The 15,819-nt window shown below is 61.3% G+C and carries 16 protein-coding genes; 9 read left to right on the top strand and 7 right to left on the bottom strand.

The window, feature by feature from the left end; all coding sequences use genetic code 11:
• Nucleotides 1-37: 37 nt before the first annotated feature.
• Genes trpC through NKI20_RS26630 form a run of 3 tightly spaced genes read right to left on the bottom strand, consistent with a single transcriptional unit; the run spans nt 38 to nt 3,789 of the window.
• The gene (gene trpC / locus NKI20_RS26640; RefSeq protein ID WP_352835972.1) at nt 38-886 is read right to left on the bottom strand and encodes an indole-3-glycerol phosphate synthase TrpC; all 849 of its coding nucleotides are present in this window, start codon (nt 884-886) and stop codon (nt 38-40) included.
• 3 nt (nt 887-889) lie between these two features.
• Complete coding sequence (trpD, locus tag NKI20_RS26635) at nt 890-1,900, bottom strand: anthranilate phosphoribosyltransferase (RefSeq protein WP_352835969.1); 1,011 nt, start codon at nt 1,898-1,900, stop codon at nt 890-892.
• Entirely contained in the window at nt 1,897-3,789 is a 1,893-nt protein-coding gene (locus NKI20_RS26630) for a SurA N-terminal domain-containing protein (protein WP_352835965.1), read from the bottom strand. Before NKI20_RS26630 ends, trpD begins: the two co-directional genes overlap by 4 nt.
• A gap of 143 nt (nt 3,790-3,932) precedes the next feature.
• Here NKI20_RS26630 and tpiA point away from each other — a divergent pair, with 143 nt between their 5' ends.
• The 5 genes from tpiA to NKI20_RS26605 all read left to right on the top strand — a co-directional run bounded on the left by tpiA (nt 3,933) and on the right by NKI20_RS26605 (nt 9,043).
• Nucleotides 3,933-4,700, top strand: a complete 768-nt coding sequence (gene tpiA / locus NKI20_RS26625) for a triose-phosphate isomerase (RefSeq protein WP_023759223.1) — start codon at nt 3,933-3,935, stop codon at nt 4,698-4,700.
• A gap of 170 nt (nt 4,701-4,870) precedes the next feature.
• Nucleotides 4,871-5,323 carry a preprotein translocase subunit SecG gene (gene secG / locus NKI20_RS26620; RefSeq protein ID WP_023759222.1) on the top strand — a complete coding sequence of 151 codons (453 nt, stop codon included), beginning with the start codon at nt 4,871-4,873 and terminating at the stop codon, nt 5,321-5,323.
• 209 nt (nt 5,324-5,532) lie between these two features.
• Nucleotides 5,533-6,648 carry a L,D-transpeptidase gene (locus NKI20_RS26615; protein WP_352835960.1) on the top strand — a complete coding sequence of 372 codons (1,116 nt, stop codon included), beginning with the start codon at nt 5,533-5,535 and terminating at the stop codon, nt 6,646-6,648.
• Between the two features lie 136 nt (nt 6,649-6,784).
• The gene (gene pyrG, locus NKI20_RS26610) at nt 6,785-8,422 is read left to right on the top strand and encodes a CTP synthase (protein ID WP_084025403.1); all 1,638 of its coding nucleotides are present in this window, start codon (nt 6,785-6,787) and stop codon (nt 8,420-8,422) included.
• Between the two features lie 81 nt (nt 8,423-8,503).
• Nucleotides 8,504-9,043 carry a DUF1697 domain-containing protein gene (locus NKI20_RS26605; RefSeq protein WP_352835955.1) on the top strand — a complete coding sequence of 180 codons (540 nt, stop codon included), beginning with the start codon at nt 8,504-8,506 and terminating at the stop codon, nt 9,041-9,043.
• 68 nt (nt 9,044-9,111) lie between these two features.
• On the opposite strand, the gene NKI20_RS26600 is transcribed toward NKI20_RS26605, so the two are convergent.
• On the bottom strand, nt 9,112-10,569 hold the full coding sequence (locus NKI20_RS26600; RefSeq protein ID WP_352835952.1) for an NCS1 family nucleobase:cation symporter-1: 1,458 nt from the start codon (nt 10,567-10,569) through the stop codon (nt 9,112-9,114).
• A gap of 289 nt (nt 10,570-10,858) precedes the next feature.
• On the opposite strand from NKI20_RS26600, the gene NKI20_RS26595 reads away from it, so the two are divergent.
• Nucleotides 10,859-11,161: a DUF982 domain-containing protein gene (locus NKI20_RS26595; protein WP_023759217.1), complete on the top strand. Its 303-nt coding sequence runs from the start codon at nt 10,859-10,861 to the stop codon at nt 11,159-11,161.
• Nucleotides 11,162-11,253: 92 nt separating this feature from the next.
• Here NKI20_RS26595 and NKI20_RS26590 read toward each other — a convergent pair whose 3' ends face one another.
• On the bottom strand, nt 11,254-11,700 hold the full coding sequence (locus NKI20_RS26590; protein WP_352835947.1) for a pyridoxamine 5'-phosphate oxidase family protein: 447 nt from the start codon (nt 11,698-11,700) through the stop codon (nt 11,254-11,256).
• A 179-nt stretch (nt 11,701-11,879) separates the two neighbouring features.
• On the opposite strand from NKI20_RS26590, the gene NKI20_RS26585 reads away from it, so the two are divergent.
• Complete coding sequence (locus NKI20_RS26585) at nt 11,880-12,104, top strand: hypothetical protein (RefSeq protein WP_352835944.1); 225 nt, start codon at nt 11,880-11,882, stop codon at nt 12,102-12,104.
• Here NKI20_RS26585 and fixJ read toward each other — a convergent pair.
• Nucleotides 12,101-12,715, bottom strand: a complete 615-nt coding sequence (gene fixJ, locus NKI20_RS26580; protein ID WP_352835941.1) for a response regulator FixJ — start codon at nt 12,713-12,715, stop codon at nt 12,101-12,103. The two genes, NKI20_RS26585 and fixJ, sit on opposite strands and share 4 nt — an antisense overlap.
• Nucleotides 12,705-14,216 carry a PAS domain S-box protein gene (locus NKI20_RS26575; protein WP_352835938.1) on the bottom strand — a complete coding sequence of 504 codons (1,512 nt, stop codon included), beginning with the start codon at nt 14,214-14,216 and terminating at the stop codon, nt 12,705-12,707. Before NKI20_RS26575 ends, fixJ begins: the two co-directional genes overlap by 11 nt.
• 229 nt (nt 14,217-14,445) lie before the next feature.
• On the opposite strand from NKI20_RS26575, the gene NKI20_RS26570 reads away from it, so the two are divergent.
• Nucleotides 14,446-15,258 carry a putative universal stress family protein gene (locus NKI20_RS26570; protein WP_352835935.1) on the top strand — a complete coding sequence of 271 codons (813 nt, stop codon included), beginning with the start codon at nt 14,446-14,448 and terminating at the stop codon, nt 15,256-15,258.
• 165 nt (nt 15,259-15,423) lie between these two features.
• Nucleotides 15,424-15,693, top strand: coding sequence for a DUF6455 family protein (locus NKI20_RS26565; protein WP_023759211.1), 270 nt, complete (start codon nt 15,424-15,426; stop codon nt 15,691-15,693).
• Nucleotides 15,694-15,819: the final 126 nt, after the last annotated feature.

Here is a 15,819-nt window from a genome sequence, read left to right as displayed (position 1 = left end):
CGTTCGGACGCACAAAGTACGCTCTATCACTTTGAATCTATGCATCGTGCTCTCCGAAAATCGATTCCGATTTTCGGGCCGATGCCTCCGGCGCCTTGCCCGTCAGAAGCAGGCGTGTCGCCGCGACGACGTCCTGTTGCCGCATCAGGCTCTCGCCGACCAGAAAGGTGCCAATGTCGCTCTTTCGAAGCCTGAGGCAATCGTCATGCGAGAAAATTCCGCTCTCGCTGACCAGCAAGCGGTCCGCCGGCACCATGGTCGCCAGCCGCACTGAGGTCTCGAGGCTAGTCTCGAACGTGCGCAGATTGCGGTTGTTGATGCCGATCAGCCGCGACGACAGCTTTAGCGCGCGCTGCGTCTCGGCCTCGTCATGCACTTCGACCAGTGCATCCATGCCAAGTTCGAACGCCGTGGATTCGAGGTCGCTGGCCAGGGTGTCGTCGACGCTGGCCATGATGATGAGGATGGCGTCCGCACCCCAGGCGCGGGCTTCGTAGACCTGATACGGGTCGAATAGGAAATCCTTGCGCAGCGCGGGCAGGGCGACGGCGGCTCGCGCCCTGGTGAGAAATTCAGGCGCACCCTGGAACGACGGCGCATCGGTCAGCACCGAAAGACAGGCAGCGCCGCCTTTCGCATAGGCCTGTGCCAGCGCTGGCGGGTCGAAATCGGCGCGGATCAGGCCCTTGGATGGGCTCGCTTTCTTGATCTCGGCGATCAGCGCAAAAGCGCCGGATTTGCGCTTCGCTTCGAGCGCGGCAAGAAAGCCGCGCGGTGCATCGGCATCCTTCGCGCGCGCCTTGATTTCGGCGAGCGGCACATGTGCCTTTGCCGCTGCGATCTCGTCGCGCTTGTAGGCCTCGATCTTGCGAAGAATGTCAGACACGTTCTATCCGTTCGAAATCTCGACCAGCCTGTCGAGCACTTGCAGCGCCCGGCCGCTGTCGATGGCTTGCGCCGCCGTCGCGATGCCGTCGCCAAGCGTCGTCACTTTGCCTGCCACGACCAGTCCGGCGCCGGCATTGATCAGCACGGTGTCGCGATAAGCGCCGGCAGCGCCACCCAGCATATCGCGCAATGCCTTGGCGTTGTAGTCCGCGTCGCCACCGCGCAACTCATCCTTGGTATGGCGCGCCAACCCGACCGCTTCAGGGGTTAGCGTGAAGCTGCGGATCTCGCCGCCGATCAGTTCGGCGACCTGCGTCTCGCCGGTGGTGGTGATCTCGTCATAGCCGTCGCCATGGGCAACCCAGGCATGCTCGGCGCCCAGCGCCTTCAGCGTCTCGGCTACCGGCAGGATCCATTCCGGCAGGAACACGCCGACCATCTGCCGCTTGACGCCGGCCGGATTAGAGAGGGGCCCCAGCAGGTTGAAGATGGTGCGGGTGCCGAGCTCGACGCGGGTCGGGCCGACATGCTTCATCGCCGGATGGTGCGCGGGCGCGAACATGAAGCCGACGCCCGCCTCGTGGATGCAACGGCCGATAAACTCGGGCGGTATGTCGATCTTGACGCCGAGTGCAACCAGCACGTCGGCGGCTCCTGTCAGCGACGACAGGCCGCGATTGCCATGCTTGGCAACCGGCACACCGCTTCCGGCAATGACAAAGGCCGATGCCGTCGAAATGTTGACGCTGTGGGAATTGTCGCCACCCGTGCCGACGATATCGATGGCGCTGTCAGGCGCTTCGACGCGCAACATTTTGGCCCGCATGGTGGCGACGGCGCCGGAAATCTCGCTCACCGTTTCGCCGCGCACGCGCAGCGCCATCAGGAAGCCGCCTATCTGGCCGGGCGTGGCGTCACCCGACATGATGATGTCGAAGGCCTCGCGCGCCTCCTCGAAGGAAAGCGCGCTTCCGGTCGCGACCTTGGCGATATAAGTTTTCAGCGCGCTCATCTTGTCGAGGCTTGGGCGACTGCGGCCTGGTCGACGCGAACGTCGTACTGCGTCTGCAACTGCGCCACCAACTGGTCGAGCAGGTCGTCAGACATGCCGGAAGTGAAGGACTTCTGCGCATCGTCTGGCACCGAGCTGGCATCGGCCCCTGCAGGCTCGAACACTTCGGCGACCTTGTACAGGATCTGCCCGTCTCCGGTAGGCGAGGGGATCAGGCCGGTGCCGCCTTCGCCGACTCCGAACATCGCCGCGGCGCCCTCCTTGCCGAAATCGACATCGTCGGCCTCACGTTTGACGCCGCGCTTGGTCTGCTTTTCCAACTTCAGTTCGCCCGCGATGACGTCGAGCGTGGTGCCAGCCTTGAGCCGCTTTTCAAGCTCATCTGCCTTGGCGGCCAACCGCTTGGTTGTCTCCGCCGCCGTCCAGTCGGCGACGACTTTCTGACGAACTTCGTCCAGCGTGCGATCCCGAGCCGGCGTGACCGAAGCCAGTTCATAAAAGACAAAGCCGTTGTCGGCGGTTGTCAAAGCGTCATTCTCCGTACCGGGCTCGGCATCGAAGACGGCCTTGATCAGCTCTGGCGATTGCGGCAGGTCCTTGACGATGCTTCCGTCGGGCCGCAGCCCGCTGCGGTCGATGGCGTCGATGGTGACGACCTTCAGCTTCAGCTTGGCGGCGGCATCGGCAAGCGAACCGCCGGCGGCGCGGGTGTCTTCGTAATTGTCACGCACGTCGAGGAGGATGCGGCTTGCCTCGCCCAGCGCCAGGTCCTTGCGGATCTGGCCGGACACTTCTGCCAGCGGCTTCACCACCTCGGGCTTGATCTCGGTGACGCGCAGCAACACCGGACCAAAGGCGCCTTGCACGACTTGGCTGACTTCATTGGTATTGAGCGCGAAGGCCGCATCGGCGACGGCCTTGTCGGCGATCTTGTCCTTGGCCAACGTGCCGAGCAGTGTGTCGGCCGGGGTTTTGCCTTCCGCCGTGACGAGCTTGTCGAACGTCACACCGGTCTTAAGCGAATCGAGCGCGGCCTTGGCCGCATCAGGCGTCTTGAACACAAGCTGCTCGATGGTGCGCATTTCCGGCGTGGTGTAGCGCGCCTTGTTCTTGTTGTAATCGTCTCTGACCTGTTGGTCGGTGACGGCGGTTGTATCCATGATGTCGACCGGTTCAAGCCTGACATAGGAGAATTTGCGGTATTCGGGCGCCGCATACTTCTTCTTGTTCGCCTCGAAATAGGCGGAAAGCACGCTGTCGGACGGCGCCTCGATCGGCTCGACCAGTGCTTTGGGCAGCGTCAGATAGTCGATCGTGCGGTCTTCGCCGCGATACAGCGCGACGGCCTTGAAGAAGGTGTCCGGGGCTTTCAGACCATCCGAGACCGCTTCGACGATCTGCTGGCGAACCGCCACCTGGGCACGGTTCTTCAGATAGTCCTCCGGCCGCATGCCAATCTGCCGCAGCATGTATTCGAAGGTTCTGCGGTCGAACTGGCCGCCCGGGCCCTTGAAGGCCGGATCTTCGCGCGTCAGTTCGGCCAGCCGGTCCTTGGAGAGGCCGAGGCCAAGCTTGCGGGCCTGTTCGTCGAGAACGGCGCCCGAGACGAGCTGGGCAAGAACCTGGTTATCGACGCCGAGCGCCTTTGCCTGTTCGTGGCTGAGACGCTGGCCAAACTGTTGCGACATGACCGCAAGCTGGCGATCATAAGCGAGCCGGTATTCCTTGATCGACACCTTGGTGCCGCCAGCGGTTATGACCGAATCATGGCCGGCGAAACCGCCCATCAGCCGTCCGGAAATGCCCCAGGCGGCGAAACTGACCACCAACAGCGAAAGCAGCGTCTTCGCGACCCAGGTACCTGCCGCGCTTCTCAATACACCAAGCATCGTTACTTCCGATTTATGCGCAATTTCGCATGCGCCGAGTCTGAACCAAGCGCAATAGCGCCCTTCCGGTCCACTGTCGATTGCTTTGTGGGCTGATTTTGGTAGTGAGGGCCAGAGCCCGATATCGCCCGGAGAAGCAAACCATGACGCCAGGAATTCGCCCGCTTGTCGCCGGCAACTGGAAAATGAACGGCACCAGTGCCTCGCTCAACGAACTCAGAATGATCGGCAACGGTTTCCTGAGTGGGCTCGATGCGGAGACCGAAGCGCTGGTCTGCGTTCCCGCGACATTGCTAGCCCATGCCGCGGAGATCTTGTCGCGCACGCCGGTGCATGCCGGCGGTGAAGATTGCCACAGCAGGGAGAGCGGCGCCTACACCGGCTGCATTTCGGCGGAAATGCTCAAGGATGCGGGCGCCAGCCATGTCATCGTCGGCCATTCCGAGTGCCGTGAGCAGCGCGGCGAGGATGACGCGACGGTACAAGCCAAGGCCTCCGCCGCCTGGCGTGCCGGGCTCGTGGCCATCATCTGCATTGGCGAGACCCAGCAGCAGCGTGAAGCGGGCGCGACTCTCGACGTGCTGTCGCGTCAGGTCGACGGATCGGTGCCGCCAAGCGCCACCCCGTCCAACACCATCATTGCTTATGAGCCCGTATGGGCGATCGGTACCGGCCTGACGCCGACCGCGGCCGATGTGGCCGAAGCACACGCACATATCCGCGAAAAGCTGGCGGAAAAACTCGGCGGCGTTGCGGCAAAGGTGCGCATCCTCTATGGCGGCTCGGTCAAGCCCTCAAATGCAGTCGAACTGCTCGGCGTCAGGAATGTCGACGGCGCGCTGGTCGGTGGCGCCAGCCTGAAGGCCGCGGATTTTCTTGCCATCGCCGAGGCTTATCGCAACATCGCTTGAACATGTTCGCCACGCCGGACGGGGCTCCCGGCGCTGGAAATCGTTGCAAAGAAGGCATTGCTTCCCATATTCCGGCCACGGGCTTGGAAATGCCATCAAAGCATTGTATTGAGCCGCCTCCAATTCACCGGTCGTGTCCGCGACCGGGCAAGGCTTTGCCAGGATAAACTATGGAAACCGTACTGATCGTCATCCATCTCATGGTCGTGCTCGCCCTCGTCGGGGTGGTGCTGCTGCAGCGTTCCGAAGGCGGCGGCCTTGGCATCGGTGGCGGATCCGGCTTCATGACCGCGCGCGGTGCCGCCAATGCGCTGACGCGTGCGACGGCGATCCTGGCGGCGGCCTTCTTTGCCACGTCGCTGACACTGTCGATCGTCGCCCGCTATGGCGAGAAGCCGATCGACATCCTCGACCGCGTGCCCGCGACATCGGATGGTGCCGGCAAGGGTGTCCTCAACCAATTGCCAGGCACGACCACACCGGCGCCCGCCGGCAACGCCACGCCGACGCCGCCGTCCGGCAACGACGCCGCAGCTCCGGCGGGCACGGCGCCTGCCGCCGGCTCGAAACCGTCTTCGACCAATGGCACCGCTCCGGCGGCCCCGCAGGTTCCGAACCAGTAATCTCCAGGCTCTGCAGCCGCGGCCTGTTGTCGATTGAACACAGTCGCGGCAAATGCAGCACAATCACGAAGATTCGACGTGGTGAGGCGCGGCCTCGCGCTTGAGGCGTTCGCGTTTATTCGACTATAGATTGCGCGCGGCATTTCCGGCGCCTTGGGGGCGCTGGGCGACGCCGTGGGCAACAAGCATAGAACGATCGGATCTTCGCCATGCAGCTTCGCAGCTTCATTTTCCTGGGACTTTGCGCCGCACTCGGCATGAGTTCCCCAGCCTTCGCCGGCGCGCCGGCAAATATGGCCGCACCTTCCGTTGAGAAAACCGGCGCCATCAATGTCGCCGTCAAGAGTGACGCGTCGCAGTTGAAGCTTCTCAAGAAGAAGAAAAATCCGACGCCGGACGATCTCGCCCAGATCAAGAAGATCGAGGCCAAGATCGTTGCCGACAAGGAAGCCGCCAAAGCCAAGGCTCTCGAAGCCAGGAAGCTGGCGATGCGCGAGGCGGCCAAGGCCAGGGCCGACGCTGAACGGCAGGCGTTCCTGGCCAAGAAGGGCAAGAGCGCGCCGGCTACCGAAGTGGCTGACGCCAAGCCGGCCAAGACGCAGGCTGTAAAGATCATCGAGCCAATCGCGCCGATCCAGTCGGCCGAGCCGCTTCCGGCAGAGGCGATGAATGTCGCCTTGACCGGCAACAATGGCGAGCTGCGCAGCGAGGTCGTCGGCCAGAAGCGGCCAAGCGGCGGCGGTCTGTTCGCCGGTCTTTTCGGCGGTACCTCATCCGGCTCGTCGATGAGCTATCTTCCCGAGACGCGGGCTCTCGATCAGGCCCTCGCCAAGAAGGAAGCCAAGAAGCAGTTCAAGGTGAAGCCGGAATTCGTGCCGCAGGACGTGGAATTCACCGGCTATGACGCCGGCACCATCGTCATCGACACCAGCGCGCGGCGGCTTTACCTCGTCGAATCATCTTCGACCGCTCGCCGCTACGCCATTGCGGTCGGCCGCGAAGGCCTGCAGTACAAAGGCACGGTGGCGGTCGGCGACAAGCAGGAATGGCCGCGCTGGATCCCGACGCTGGACATGCAGAAGCGCGAGCCGAAGCATTACGGCCAGTACAAGGACGGCATGCCCGGCGGTGGCCAAAACCCGCTCGGTGCCCGCGCCATCTATCTCTATGACGGCAAGAAGGACACGCATCTGCGCATCCACGGCACCATCGCGCCGCAGTCGATCGGAACCAGCGCCTCGAATGGCTGCTTCCGCATGATCAACGAGCACGTCATGGACCTCTACAGCCGCGTCAGGGTAGGCACCAAGGTCGTCATCATCTGACGTTTTCGTCATCCTGCCAAAGGGCCGGCTCAGCCGGCCCTTTTCTTTTGCCTTGCCTATCGTCCAAGCGCCTTCTTGGGAAAAAACCTTCGCGGTGGTTTTTTCTCTGGCGGAATCAATCCGGCCGCGTTAAGCGATGACTCCCATGGCGCGATATGTATTCATCACAGGCGGCGTGGTTTCCTCACTTGGAAAAGGCATAGCCGCAGCGGCCCTTGGGGCTCTCTTGCAGGCGCGAGGCTATCGCGCACGCATCAAAAAACTCGATCCCTACCTCAATGTCGATCCGGGCACGATGTCGCCGTACCAGCATGGCGAGGTTTTCGTTACCGATGATGGCGCCGAGACCGATCTCGATCTCGGCCATTACGAGCGCTTCACTGGGCGTTCCGCCAATCAGCAGGACAACATCACCACCGGCCGCATCTACAAGAACATCATCGAGCGCGAGCGCCGCGGCGATTATCTCGGCGCCACCGTGCAGGTCATCCCGCACGTTACCGACGAGATCAAGAATTTCGTCCTCAACGGCAATGACGACTATGATTTCGTGTTGTGCGAGATCGGCGGCACGGTCGGCGACATCGAGGCGATGCCATTTCTGGAAGCCATACGCCAGCTCGGCAACGACCTGCCGCGCAACAATGCCGTCTACGTCCATCTGACGCTGATGCCCTACATCCCGACGGCCGGTGAGCTGAAGACCAAGCCGACCCAGCATTCGGTCAAGGAACTGCGCGGCATCGGCATCGCGCCCGACATCCTGCTGGTCCGCGCCGACCGCGCTATTCCCAAGGAAGAGCGCAGAAAACTGTCGCTGTTTTGTAACGTGCGCGAGAGTGCGGTGATCCAGGCGCTCGACGTGCCGCATATCTACGACGTGCCGATGGCCTACCACAAGGAAGGGCTCGATTCGGAAGTGTTGGCCGCCTTCGGCATCGATCCGGCGCCGAAGCCGCGCATGGAGCCCTGGCAAGCGGTGTCCAACCGCATCCACAATCCGGAAGGCGAAGTCACCATTGCCGTGGTCGGCAAATATACCGGGCTCAAGGATGCCTACAAATCTCTGATCGAGGCGCTGTCGCATGGCGGCCTGGCCAACCACGTCAAGGTCAAGCTCGACTGGATCGAATCGGAGATCTTCGAAAAGGAGGATCCGACGCCCTGGCTGGAAAAGGTGCATGGCATCCTGGTTCCCGGTGGCTTTGGCGAGCGCGGCGCGGAAGGGAAGATCCTGGCGGCGAAGTTCGCGCGTGAGCGAAAAGTGCCGTATTTCGGCATCTGCTTCGGCATGCAGATGGCCTGCATCGAGGCAGCGCGGTCGCTGGCCGGCGTCGAGCATGCGTCATCGACCGAGTTTGGCCCGACCAAGGAGCCGGTCGTCGGCCTGATGACCGAATGGCTGAAAGGCAACATGCTGGAGAAGCGCCGCGAGACCGGCGACCTCGGCGGTACGATGCGGCTCGGAGCCTATCAGGCAGAGCTCGCCAAGGGCTCGAAGATCGCCGAGATCTATGGCGACACACAGATTTCCGAGCGCCACCGCCACCGCTACGAGGTCAATGTCGACTACAAGGAGCGGCTCGAGGATTGCGGCCTGGTCTTCGCCGGTATGTCGCCCGACGGCGTGCTGCCGGAAACGGTCGAGTACCCCGATCATCCCTGGTTCATTGGCGTGCAATATCACCCGGAACTGAAAAGCCGGCCGCTCGACCCGCATCCGCTGTTCGCCAGCTTCATCGAGGCGGCGGTGGAGCAGAGCCGGCTGGTGTAGCTCCAAGTCAAAGAGATGAGCATGATGTCGTCCGAAAACCACTTCACACTTTTCGGCATCATGCTTTAGGCCGGTCGGACAATGCAGACCTACGTCGCGCTGCTTTACAGCATCGTCCTGGGCGAGGGGCGACGGGTCGCCATGGCCGACCTCAAGGCGATGGCCGAAGAGCTCGGGCTGAAGAACCCGCGCACGCTGGTGGCGACAGGCAACCTGGTCTTCGAGGCGCCGGCGACGGATATCGCCGATCTGGAACGGCGGTTGGAAGCAGCCTTCGAAAAGATCTTCGGCCGCCATATCGACATCATCGTGCGGAGTGCCGAGGACTGGCTGAAGCTTGCCGCCAGCAATCCGTTTCCGGACGAATCGAATGCGACCGCGGATCAGGTGACGGTGCGCGTGATGCGCCAACCGGTGCCGGACGAAGCCGTCACGGCGCTCGGCTCTTATGTCGGCAAGGACGAAAAGATGCACGCCGTCGGTGGCGATATCTGGATTGTCTTCTCGCGCGCCAGTTCACGGCTTCTGACGGCAACCAGCCACAAGCGCCTGGGCGTCGGTACATCCCGCAACTGGAACACGGTGCGCAAACTGGCCGAGATGGTGGGCAGTAGGCAGTAAGCAGTAGGCAGTAGGCAGTAGGGAAGCGGTTCTCTACTCCCTTGCACCTACTGCCTACTGCCTCATTTTCAAGCCTTTGCCGTCTTGGCGCCAGCGCCCAAAGCGGCGGTGCGCAGCACGTAGTAGATGATGCCGGCGATCGCCACGCCGAAGAACCAGCCATAGACGCCCCACCACGACGGCAGCCAGTTGGTGAAGTTCGGCAGGATCGACGAGAAGATGGCACCGATACCGGCGGCGATGAAGGCATTGACATGCCAGCCGCCCTGGAATCGGAACTCGCCGTCCTCGCGATAGAGTGCCTCGACATCGACCTCACCCTTCCGGATCAGATAGTAGTCGACCATCATCACGCCGAAGATCGGCCCCATCGTCGCACCGATGACGTTGACAAAGGAAGCGGCACTGCCTTCCCACGGTGCGAAGGGATAGAGCACGAGCGCGATGACGGCCGCGATATAGCCGCCCTTTTTGAAGTCGATCTGCCTGGGAAAGACGTTGGAGAAGTCGAAGGCCGGCGAGACGAAGTTTGCCACCACGTTGATGCCGAGGGTTGCCACGGCAAAGGTCAAGGCCGCGAGCGCTGCCAGGAACCAGCTGTCGAACTTCGCCGAGATCTGGTCGGGATGCAGCAGCACTTCGCCATAGACGTCAAAGGCGGCAATGGTGGTGACACCGGCGACCAGGGAAAACAGGATCAGGTTTATCGGCAGGCCCCAGATGTTGCCCTTGCGCAGCGATGCCTTGTCCGGCGCGTAACGGGCGAAATCGCAGAAATTGAGATAAAGCGCGGAAAAGTAGGTGACCCAGATCGCCGCCACCGCAAACAGCGACGTCCATGATCCCGGCGTGCCCGGTACGCCCGCGTCCTTGGTCTTGTCCAGCAGCACGTCCATAGGGATATCGCTGGTGAAGGCAAATCTCCCGGATTTGACGCAGAGGTAGATCGCCAGGATCAGCATCATCACCCAGACTGCCGGTCCTGCCCAATCCTGGAAGCGGCGCACCGTTTCCATGCCGTTCTGGATGATCAGCAATTGCAGCGCCCAGATGACCACGAAGCAGATCACCTCCAGGCCGGTATGGCCGAGGAGATGCGTGTTGGCGTTGAAATCGGCAAACCATTGCGAGCGGATCAAAAGTGCCACGATCGCGCCTGAGGCGGCGGCGGTCTGTGCGCCGTACCAGAAGCAGGCGACCACGGCGCGCACCAGCGCCGGTATGTTGGCGCCCCAGATGCCGAAAGAGGCACGCGCAAGCACGGGGTAGGGCACGCCTGTCTTCACGCCGGCGTAGCCGACCATGTTCATCAGCGCGTAGATGATCAGTGAACCGATGCCGATGGCGATGAGGAAATTGACGAACCCGCCACAGAATAGAAAAAGGCTGGCGGCGAGATAGTAGCCCCAGAGGCTGTGAACGTCCGATGTCCAGACGTTGAAGATCGAGAATGGTCCCCAGTTTCGAGTTTTGGCAGGCGCCAGGTCGTCGTTGTACAGATCAGGTGAAGCACCCTGTATTGTCATTGCAATGGTCCCCTTTTGCAGCACGCGCCCTCACGCGTTGGCGGTGCAGGGTAAGCCTGACGCAGGGGAACCGACAAGCAATCTATTTGTCGGCTTTGGCCTTAAAGATATTCAATGAGAACTGCGATTATCGACGGCACTCCATGGTGGGCCGCCTCTGGATCTGCCGGGCCGATGATTCGAAATTCCGATCTCCTAAAAAGAAATCTCGGATTGCGTGGAACCGGCTGTCGAATGGCGCGTTTCATTGGGTTCGATTGAGCGCATCGCGATCGACGGGGAGGAAACGATGAACGACCTGCATTTCATTTCGCCCGTGCGGATCTCGCGCGGGCAGGGGCACCCTACTGAAGAAATTGATAGTGTTGCCGAGGCCATGGCGTTCTTGCGGAAATGGCCGACGGGACGGCGCGGTCCGGTTTATCAGTGCGCGCTGAATTGCTGCTCGGCCGCCCTGTCGGGCCAGATGACGGCCGAGGAAGCTCGGAAAGCCTTCACAGGCTTTGCCCGCATAACACGCCTTCTCGATGATGACATGGCATTGCCGGCGGCCGGCGAGGACAAGGCAAGCGTGCACGCGCTGCGGCGGTAGGTGGCTCGCATCATCATCCTTACGGGGAAGTACCTACGACAACGGGTTCCGTCGGCCCAGCCGTCCCATCTGTGGTCGGGGTGGTCGTTCAGCTATTCACTTGCCTCGCGACCCGACACCTGCTCGATCAGGATGCGAAAAAACACATGTGGGGTGCTGTCCGACACAGGAGGCACGACCGGCTTGAGCGCACCAGGCTCCCACCAGTCGGCGTGTTTGCTCAGCACTGACCATGCATGGTCGCGCTCGATCTTGTGGCCAACCCGGTCCGGCAATTCCTCATAGCGGCCATCGACTACGACGCTTCTCCATCCACGCCCTTTGCCGCGCTCGTCGACCTGGACGGATACCAGCGGATTGGCTCGCATCCATTCGATCTTCTTGCCCGGCATTGAAAATGCGTAGAGGTGATTATCCGCATGTGCGTAGTAGAGGGGCACGACGTAAGGCTGCCCGTTCTTTGCGCATGCGAGCCGTCCGACCCGATTGGCCGTCAGCAATCTCGTACTTTCCAGGGTGGAAAGAGTTTGGATCAGCATCGGTGCCGTCTCCTATTTCGCGGCCATCCCAAGGTGTTGTTTGCGCCGCTTTGAACCATCACCATCCGGGTGCTTCCGCCCGGCTCATGGCTGGCAAAGTCCACATTCGCGCATTTGGCAATTGCGGAAAATGATTCAGATCAAGGCGCGGGCTGGCGCTTCTGGAGAATCATCTGGAGATGTGGAAACCGATCCTCACCGCTCCGTTTGGGCGCAACCTCACACTGGCCGTCTTCGACGAGGATGGCGAGCATGCGCTCGTGTTTCCCTGCATGAAGGAGCGGGAAGGCTGGAGGAACGCCGCCACCGGCGCATGGGTAGACATCCGCCCGACTCACTGGCGCGACTGGGGGTCTCACAGTGTGCCGGCTCTCGACGACAACTCCTTTGAGGATGGTTCCTAGGATTTGGGTTCTACGATCAGTGCCATGCGCACGAGGTGCGACAGGCTGCTCGCGCTCATCTTGCTCATGACATTGGCGCGATGGATCTCGACCGTACGTGGGCTGATTCCGAGGTCATAAGCGATCGTCTTGTTTGGAAGACCTGAGACAAGTCCATCCAGCACTTGTCGCTCTCGTTCCGACAGCGTCGATAAACGGCCGTTGATTTCCGTGGATTGTGGGTGCGTAGTGTTCGCCTGATTGCGCTTATCCAAAGCGGAACGGATCGCACTTATCAGAATATCGTCGTCGAAAGGTTTTTCGATGAAATCGGACGCCCCCTCCTTCATTGCCTGAACGGCGAGCGCCACATCAGCATGGCCCGTCATCACGATGACCGGAAGCATGTGTCCGCGGGTTCGGAGCTGCCGCAGGAACTCGATTCCGTCGATGCCCGGCATGCGCACGTCGGTGACGATGCAACCGTCGGGATTGCCCGTCGCGGTAGCCAGAAAAGCTGTCGCCGATTCGTGCAGCCGCACGGCAAAGTCGGCTGTCGCCAGAAGAAAGCCAAGCGATTTGCGCACGTCCACATCGTCGTCAACCACGTGCACCAGATCACTAACCGACATTTGTGACCTCCTCCTTCTCCACAATGCGCAACGTGAACCGGAAAGCGGTCCCTCCAGCCGGCATTGGCTCGGTCCAGATGTGACCTCCGTGCGATTCGACGATGGTACGGCAAATCGAGAGCCCGACGCCCATGCCCTGCTTCTTTGTGGTGACAAATGGCTGGAAAAGCTGTGCGGAGACCTCCGGCGCGAGGCCGGGGCCGGTGTCGATCACGCTTACCTCCGCCATGCCATCGTCCCGGGCGACAGTTGTGACTTTCAACTCGCGGCGCGGCGCGCCTTGCATGGCCTCCACGGCGTTGCGTATCAGGTTAAGCAGCACCTGCTGAATTTGGATGCGATCAGTCAAAACCAGTTCGGCCTCCGGATCAAGCTGGTAGCTGACGCGCACGTCTATTTCCCTCGCGCCCACCAAAGCCAGTGAGGAGGCTTCCTCGATCAGCATCGGCAAGCGTTCGACCTGACGCTCGCTTTCGCCCCTGGCGACGAAATCGCGAAGATGACGAATGACCTCTCCAGCCCGCAAAGCTTGCTCAGCCGCGTTCTCGACGGCCTCTCTCAGCATCGGTGCGTTCTCTTCCGTGCTCTTCTCAAGAAGCCGGCGGCTGCCTTTGAGGTAGTTTGTGATCGCCGTGAGCGGCTGGTTTATCTCATGGGCAAGCGTCGAGGCCATTTCGCCTAGCGCGGTGAACCGGGCCATGTGGAGCAGTTCCAGCTGCTGGTCCTGTATTCGCGCTTCCGCCCTGTGGCGCTCGGTCAGGTCACGGCAGAAGCCGGTAAAGAAGCGCCCGGTTCCGGGATGCATCTCGCCAACGGAAAGCTCCATTGGAAAGATCGAACCGTCCTTCCGCATTCCGGTGACCGTGCGGCCTAGCCCGATGATCCGGCGCTCACCGGTCGTCAGGTAGCGAAGCACATAGGCGTCGTGCTCGTCGCGGTAGGGCGACGGCATCAGTATGTTGACGTTTCGCCCAATGGCTTCGCTGGCCTGATAACCGAACAGCGCTTCCGCAGCTGTGCTGAACGATTGAATGCTGCCCAGTTCATCGATAACCACCATTGCATCGGGCACCGTCGCCAGGATCGAACGCAAATGATCTTCGCGCAGCTGAAGGGCTGCATTTGCGAAGGAAAGCTCACTGACATCAGTGCCTTGGACAAAGATGGCCGTGACGCGGCCATCGTCGGCCTTGATCGGCTGATAGACGAAATCGAGGATACGCTCCTCAAGCGGCTGGTCGTCCCTGTTGCGAAGACCGACCTTGATGCCTTGGCCCCTGTATGGCCCTCCGGTCCTGTAGACATGGTCCAGCTGTTCCAAGAACCCTTGGCCTTCGAGTTCGGGAAGGGCTTCGCGCAGCGATTTCCCAATCACTTGCCTGTCGCCGATGAGCCGTTGATAGGCGGTATTCGTCAGTTCAAAGACATGATCCGGCTCACGCATGATAGCCATGAAGCCCGGGGCCTGTTCGAACATTTGGGACAAGACCGACTTCAGCATCGTCCCGCCGGCCGACAAAATAGGCGCTTCGTCTTGGCTCACCTGAAATCCTTGGATTCGACACGCCTGCGAGAAGGGCTAACTACCACTTCTCGCCGCGCACGCAAAACGGATCGGGGCCGACGTTCTCGGATACGGATGCGCTTAGGCCCTTTGACGCGCATCAAAGCATCGGGTGCCAGCAAATGCATTCATCGTGCATTCCGTCGTTCAGCGAAAGGCCCGTGCGATGTGCTACAAGTCAATTGTCGTGAATCTTGCCGTCGATGCGCCTCCCGTATCCATCGTGAAGGTCGGAATCGAGCTAGCGGAGCGGTTTGGAGCCCGCCTCATTGGCCTGGCGGCTGCAGATGTCCCGCCGTTGGTCGCGACAGGGGACGGCATGGTCTACGAAGGCGAGATCATGCAGGTCCAGCGGACGGAAATCGAAAAGCGACTTGCCGAACTGCGGGCCGAGTTCGAGAGGCTGGTTCCTGCTTCGATGTTCAGCGAATGGGTGCAAGCTATTTGCAGCCCGACTCGCTTCCTGAGTGTCTCCGCGCGAGGCGCGGATCTTGTCGTTACCGGCAGCGAGAAGGCGGACAATATCTTTCGCGCAGTCGATGTCGGTAGCCTGGTGCTCGGTGCCGGTCGACCGGTCCTGGTTGCTGCGAGTAATGTCGACCATCTCGTGGCAAAAACCGTGCTTATTGCCTGGAAGGACGCCAGGGAGGCCCGACGCGCGATAGCAGATGCCTTGCCTTTCCTGGCCAAGGCCAACGAAGTCGTGGTCGCCACGATCGATACGGACCATGACAAAAGCATTCGCGACAGCCTCGCCGATGTCGCCGTTTTTCTGGAACATCACGGCATTTTGGCGCGAACCGAACTGATCGCCGGCGACGCCGACGGCGACCGGCTGCTGGCGTTCGCGCGGTCGATCCATGCCGACCTGATCGTCTCCGGCGCCTATGGCCACAGCCGCCTCCGGGAATGGGCGTTCGGCGGCATCACACGCACATTGATCGAAGACAGCAGCATCAGCCGTTTCATGTCGTATTGACGGTTCGATGCCCACTGCCGGATGGCTTGGATAATGAACGTCCTCATATTGAGGTCGCTCCATCCTTTGACTGCCCTCGGCTTGGCAGCGGCTCCGCCTGTTGACCGAGATCAATGTCGTCTGCCGCCAGCATGCGATGATCGCAAAGAAGGAGGAGCAACCGACATGAACTTTCTCGACTACCTAGTCTCGGTTGACGCAAGGACCGCGTTGATGGATCGCATGATGCGCAAGCTTGGCGTCGACAGGCAATTGAAAATCGTGTCGGACCATGAAGCCGTCGTCCACCGAGCGGCGGACCGCTGCCGCTCCTGCGGCCACCAGGACGAATGCGCAATTTGGCTCGACGAACACCAGCAAGCCGATGATCCACCCGACTATTGCCGCAACCGGGATTTGATCGCACGTCTCCAACATGCGGCCGGCCAACGCTAGTCGTAGTCTCTCATGTTCCCTGTCAAGGCTGAAGGCGAGAGGGAACAACTGCTTGGCGCGAGTGTGCAAAGCAGTCGGATTGGCTGGAACTGCACAGGGTCGGGGGTGGAGCTCAGAGACGACGGT

It is taken from the genome of Mesorhizobium sp. M0830, from assembly GCF_040319965.1.
GTDB lineage: Bacteria > Pseudomonadota > Alphaproteobacteria > Rhizobiales > Rhizobiaceae > Mesorhizobium.
Note: the sequence above shows the minus strand (reverse complement) of the source record. Positions and strands in the feature narration are given on the sequence as shown.

Bases quoted from the DNA above. Each gene is read 5' to 3' on its own strand.
- NKI20_RS26565 (WP_023759211.1), top strand. From the start codon at position 15,424: ATGAACTTTCTCGACTACCTAGTCTCGGTTGACGCAAGGACCGCGTTG.
- NKI20_RS26575 (WP_352835938.1), bottom strand. From the start codon at position 14,216: ATGCTGAAGTCGGTCTTGTCCCAAATGTTCGAACAGGCCCCGGGCTTC.
- NKI20_RS26615 (WP_352835960.1), top strand. From the start codon at position 5,533: ATGCAGCTTCGCAGCTTCATTTTCCTGGGACTTTGCGCCGCACTCGGC.
- NKI20_RS26590 (WP_352835947.1), bottom strand. From the start codon at position 11,700: ATGCTGATCCAAACTCTTTCCACCCTGGAAAGTACGAGATTGCTGACG.
- NKI20_RS26605 (WP_352835955.1), top strand. From the start codon at position 8,504: ATGCAGACCTACGTCGCGCTGCTTTACAGCATCGTCCTGGGCGAGGGG.
- trpD (WP_352835969.1), bottom strand. From the start codon at position 1,900: ATGAGCGCGCTGAAAACTTATATCGCCAAGGTCGCGACCGGAAGCGCG.
- secG (WP_023759222.1), top strand. From the start codon at position 4,871: ATGGAAACCGTACTGATCGTCATCCATCTCATGGTCGTGCTCGCCCTC.
- NKI20_RS26595 (WP_023759217.1), top strand. From the start codon at position 10,859: ATGAACGACCTGCATTTCATTTCGCCCGTGCGGATCTCGCGCGGGCAG.
- pyrG (WP_084025403.1), top strand. From the start codon at position 6,785: ATGACTCCCATGGCGCGATATGTATTCATCACAGGCGGCGTGGTTTCC.
- NKI20_RS26570 (WP_352835935.1), top strand. From the start codon at position 14,446: ATGTGCTACAAGTCAATTGTCGTGAATCTTGCCGTCGATGCGCCTCCC.
- NKI20_RS26585 (WP_352835944.1), top strand. From the start codon at position 11,880: ATGTGGAAACCGATCCTCACCGCTCCGTTTGGGCGCAACCTCACACTG.
- fixJ (WP_352835941.1), bottom strand. From the start codon at position 12,715: ATGTCGGTTAGTGATCTGGTGCACGTGGTTGACGACGATGTGGACGTG.
- tpiA (WP_023759223.1), top strand. From the start codon at position 3,933: ATGACGCCAGGAATTCGCCCGCTTGTCGCCGGCAACTGGAAAATGAAC.
- NKI20_RS26600 (WP_352835952.1), bottom strand. From the start codon at position 10,569: ATGACAATACAGGGTGCTTCACCTGATCTGTACAACGACGACCTGGCG.
- NKI20_RS26630 (WP_352835965.1), bottom strand. From the start codon at position 3,789: ATGCTTGGTGTATTGAGAAGCGCGGCAGGTACCTGGGTCGCGAAGACG.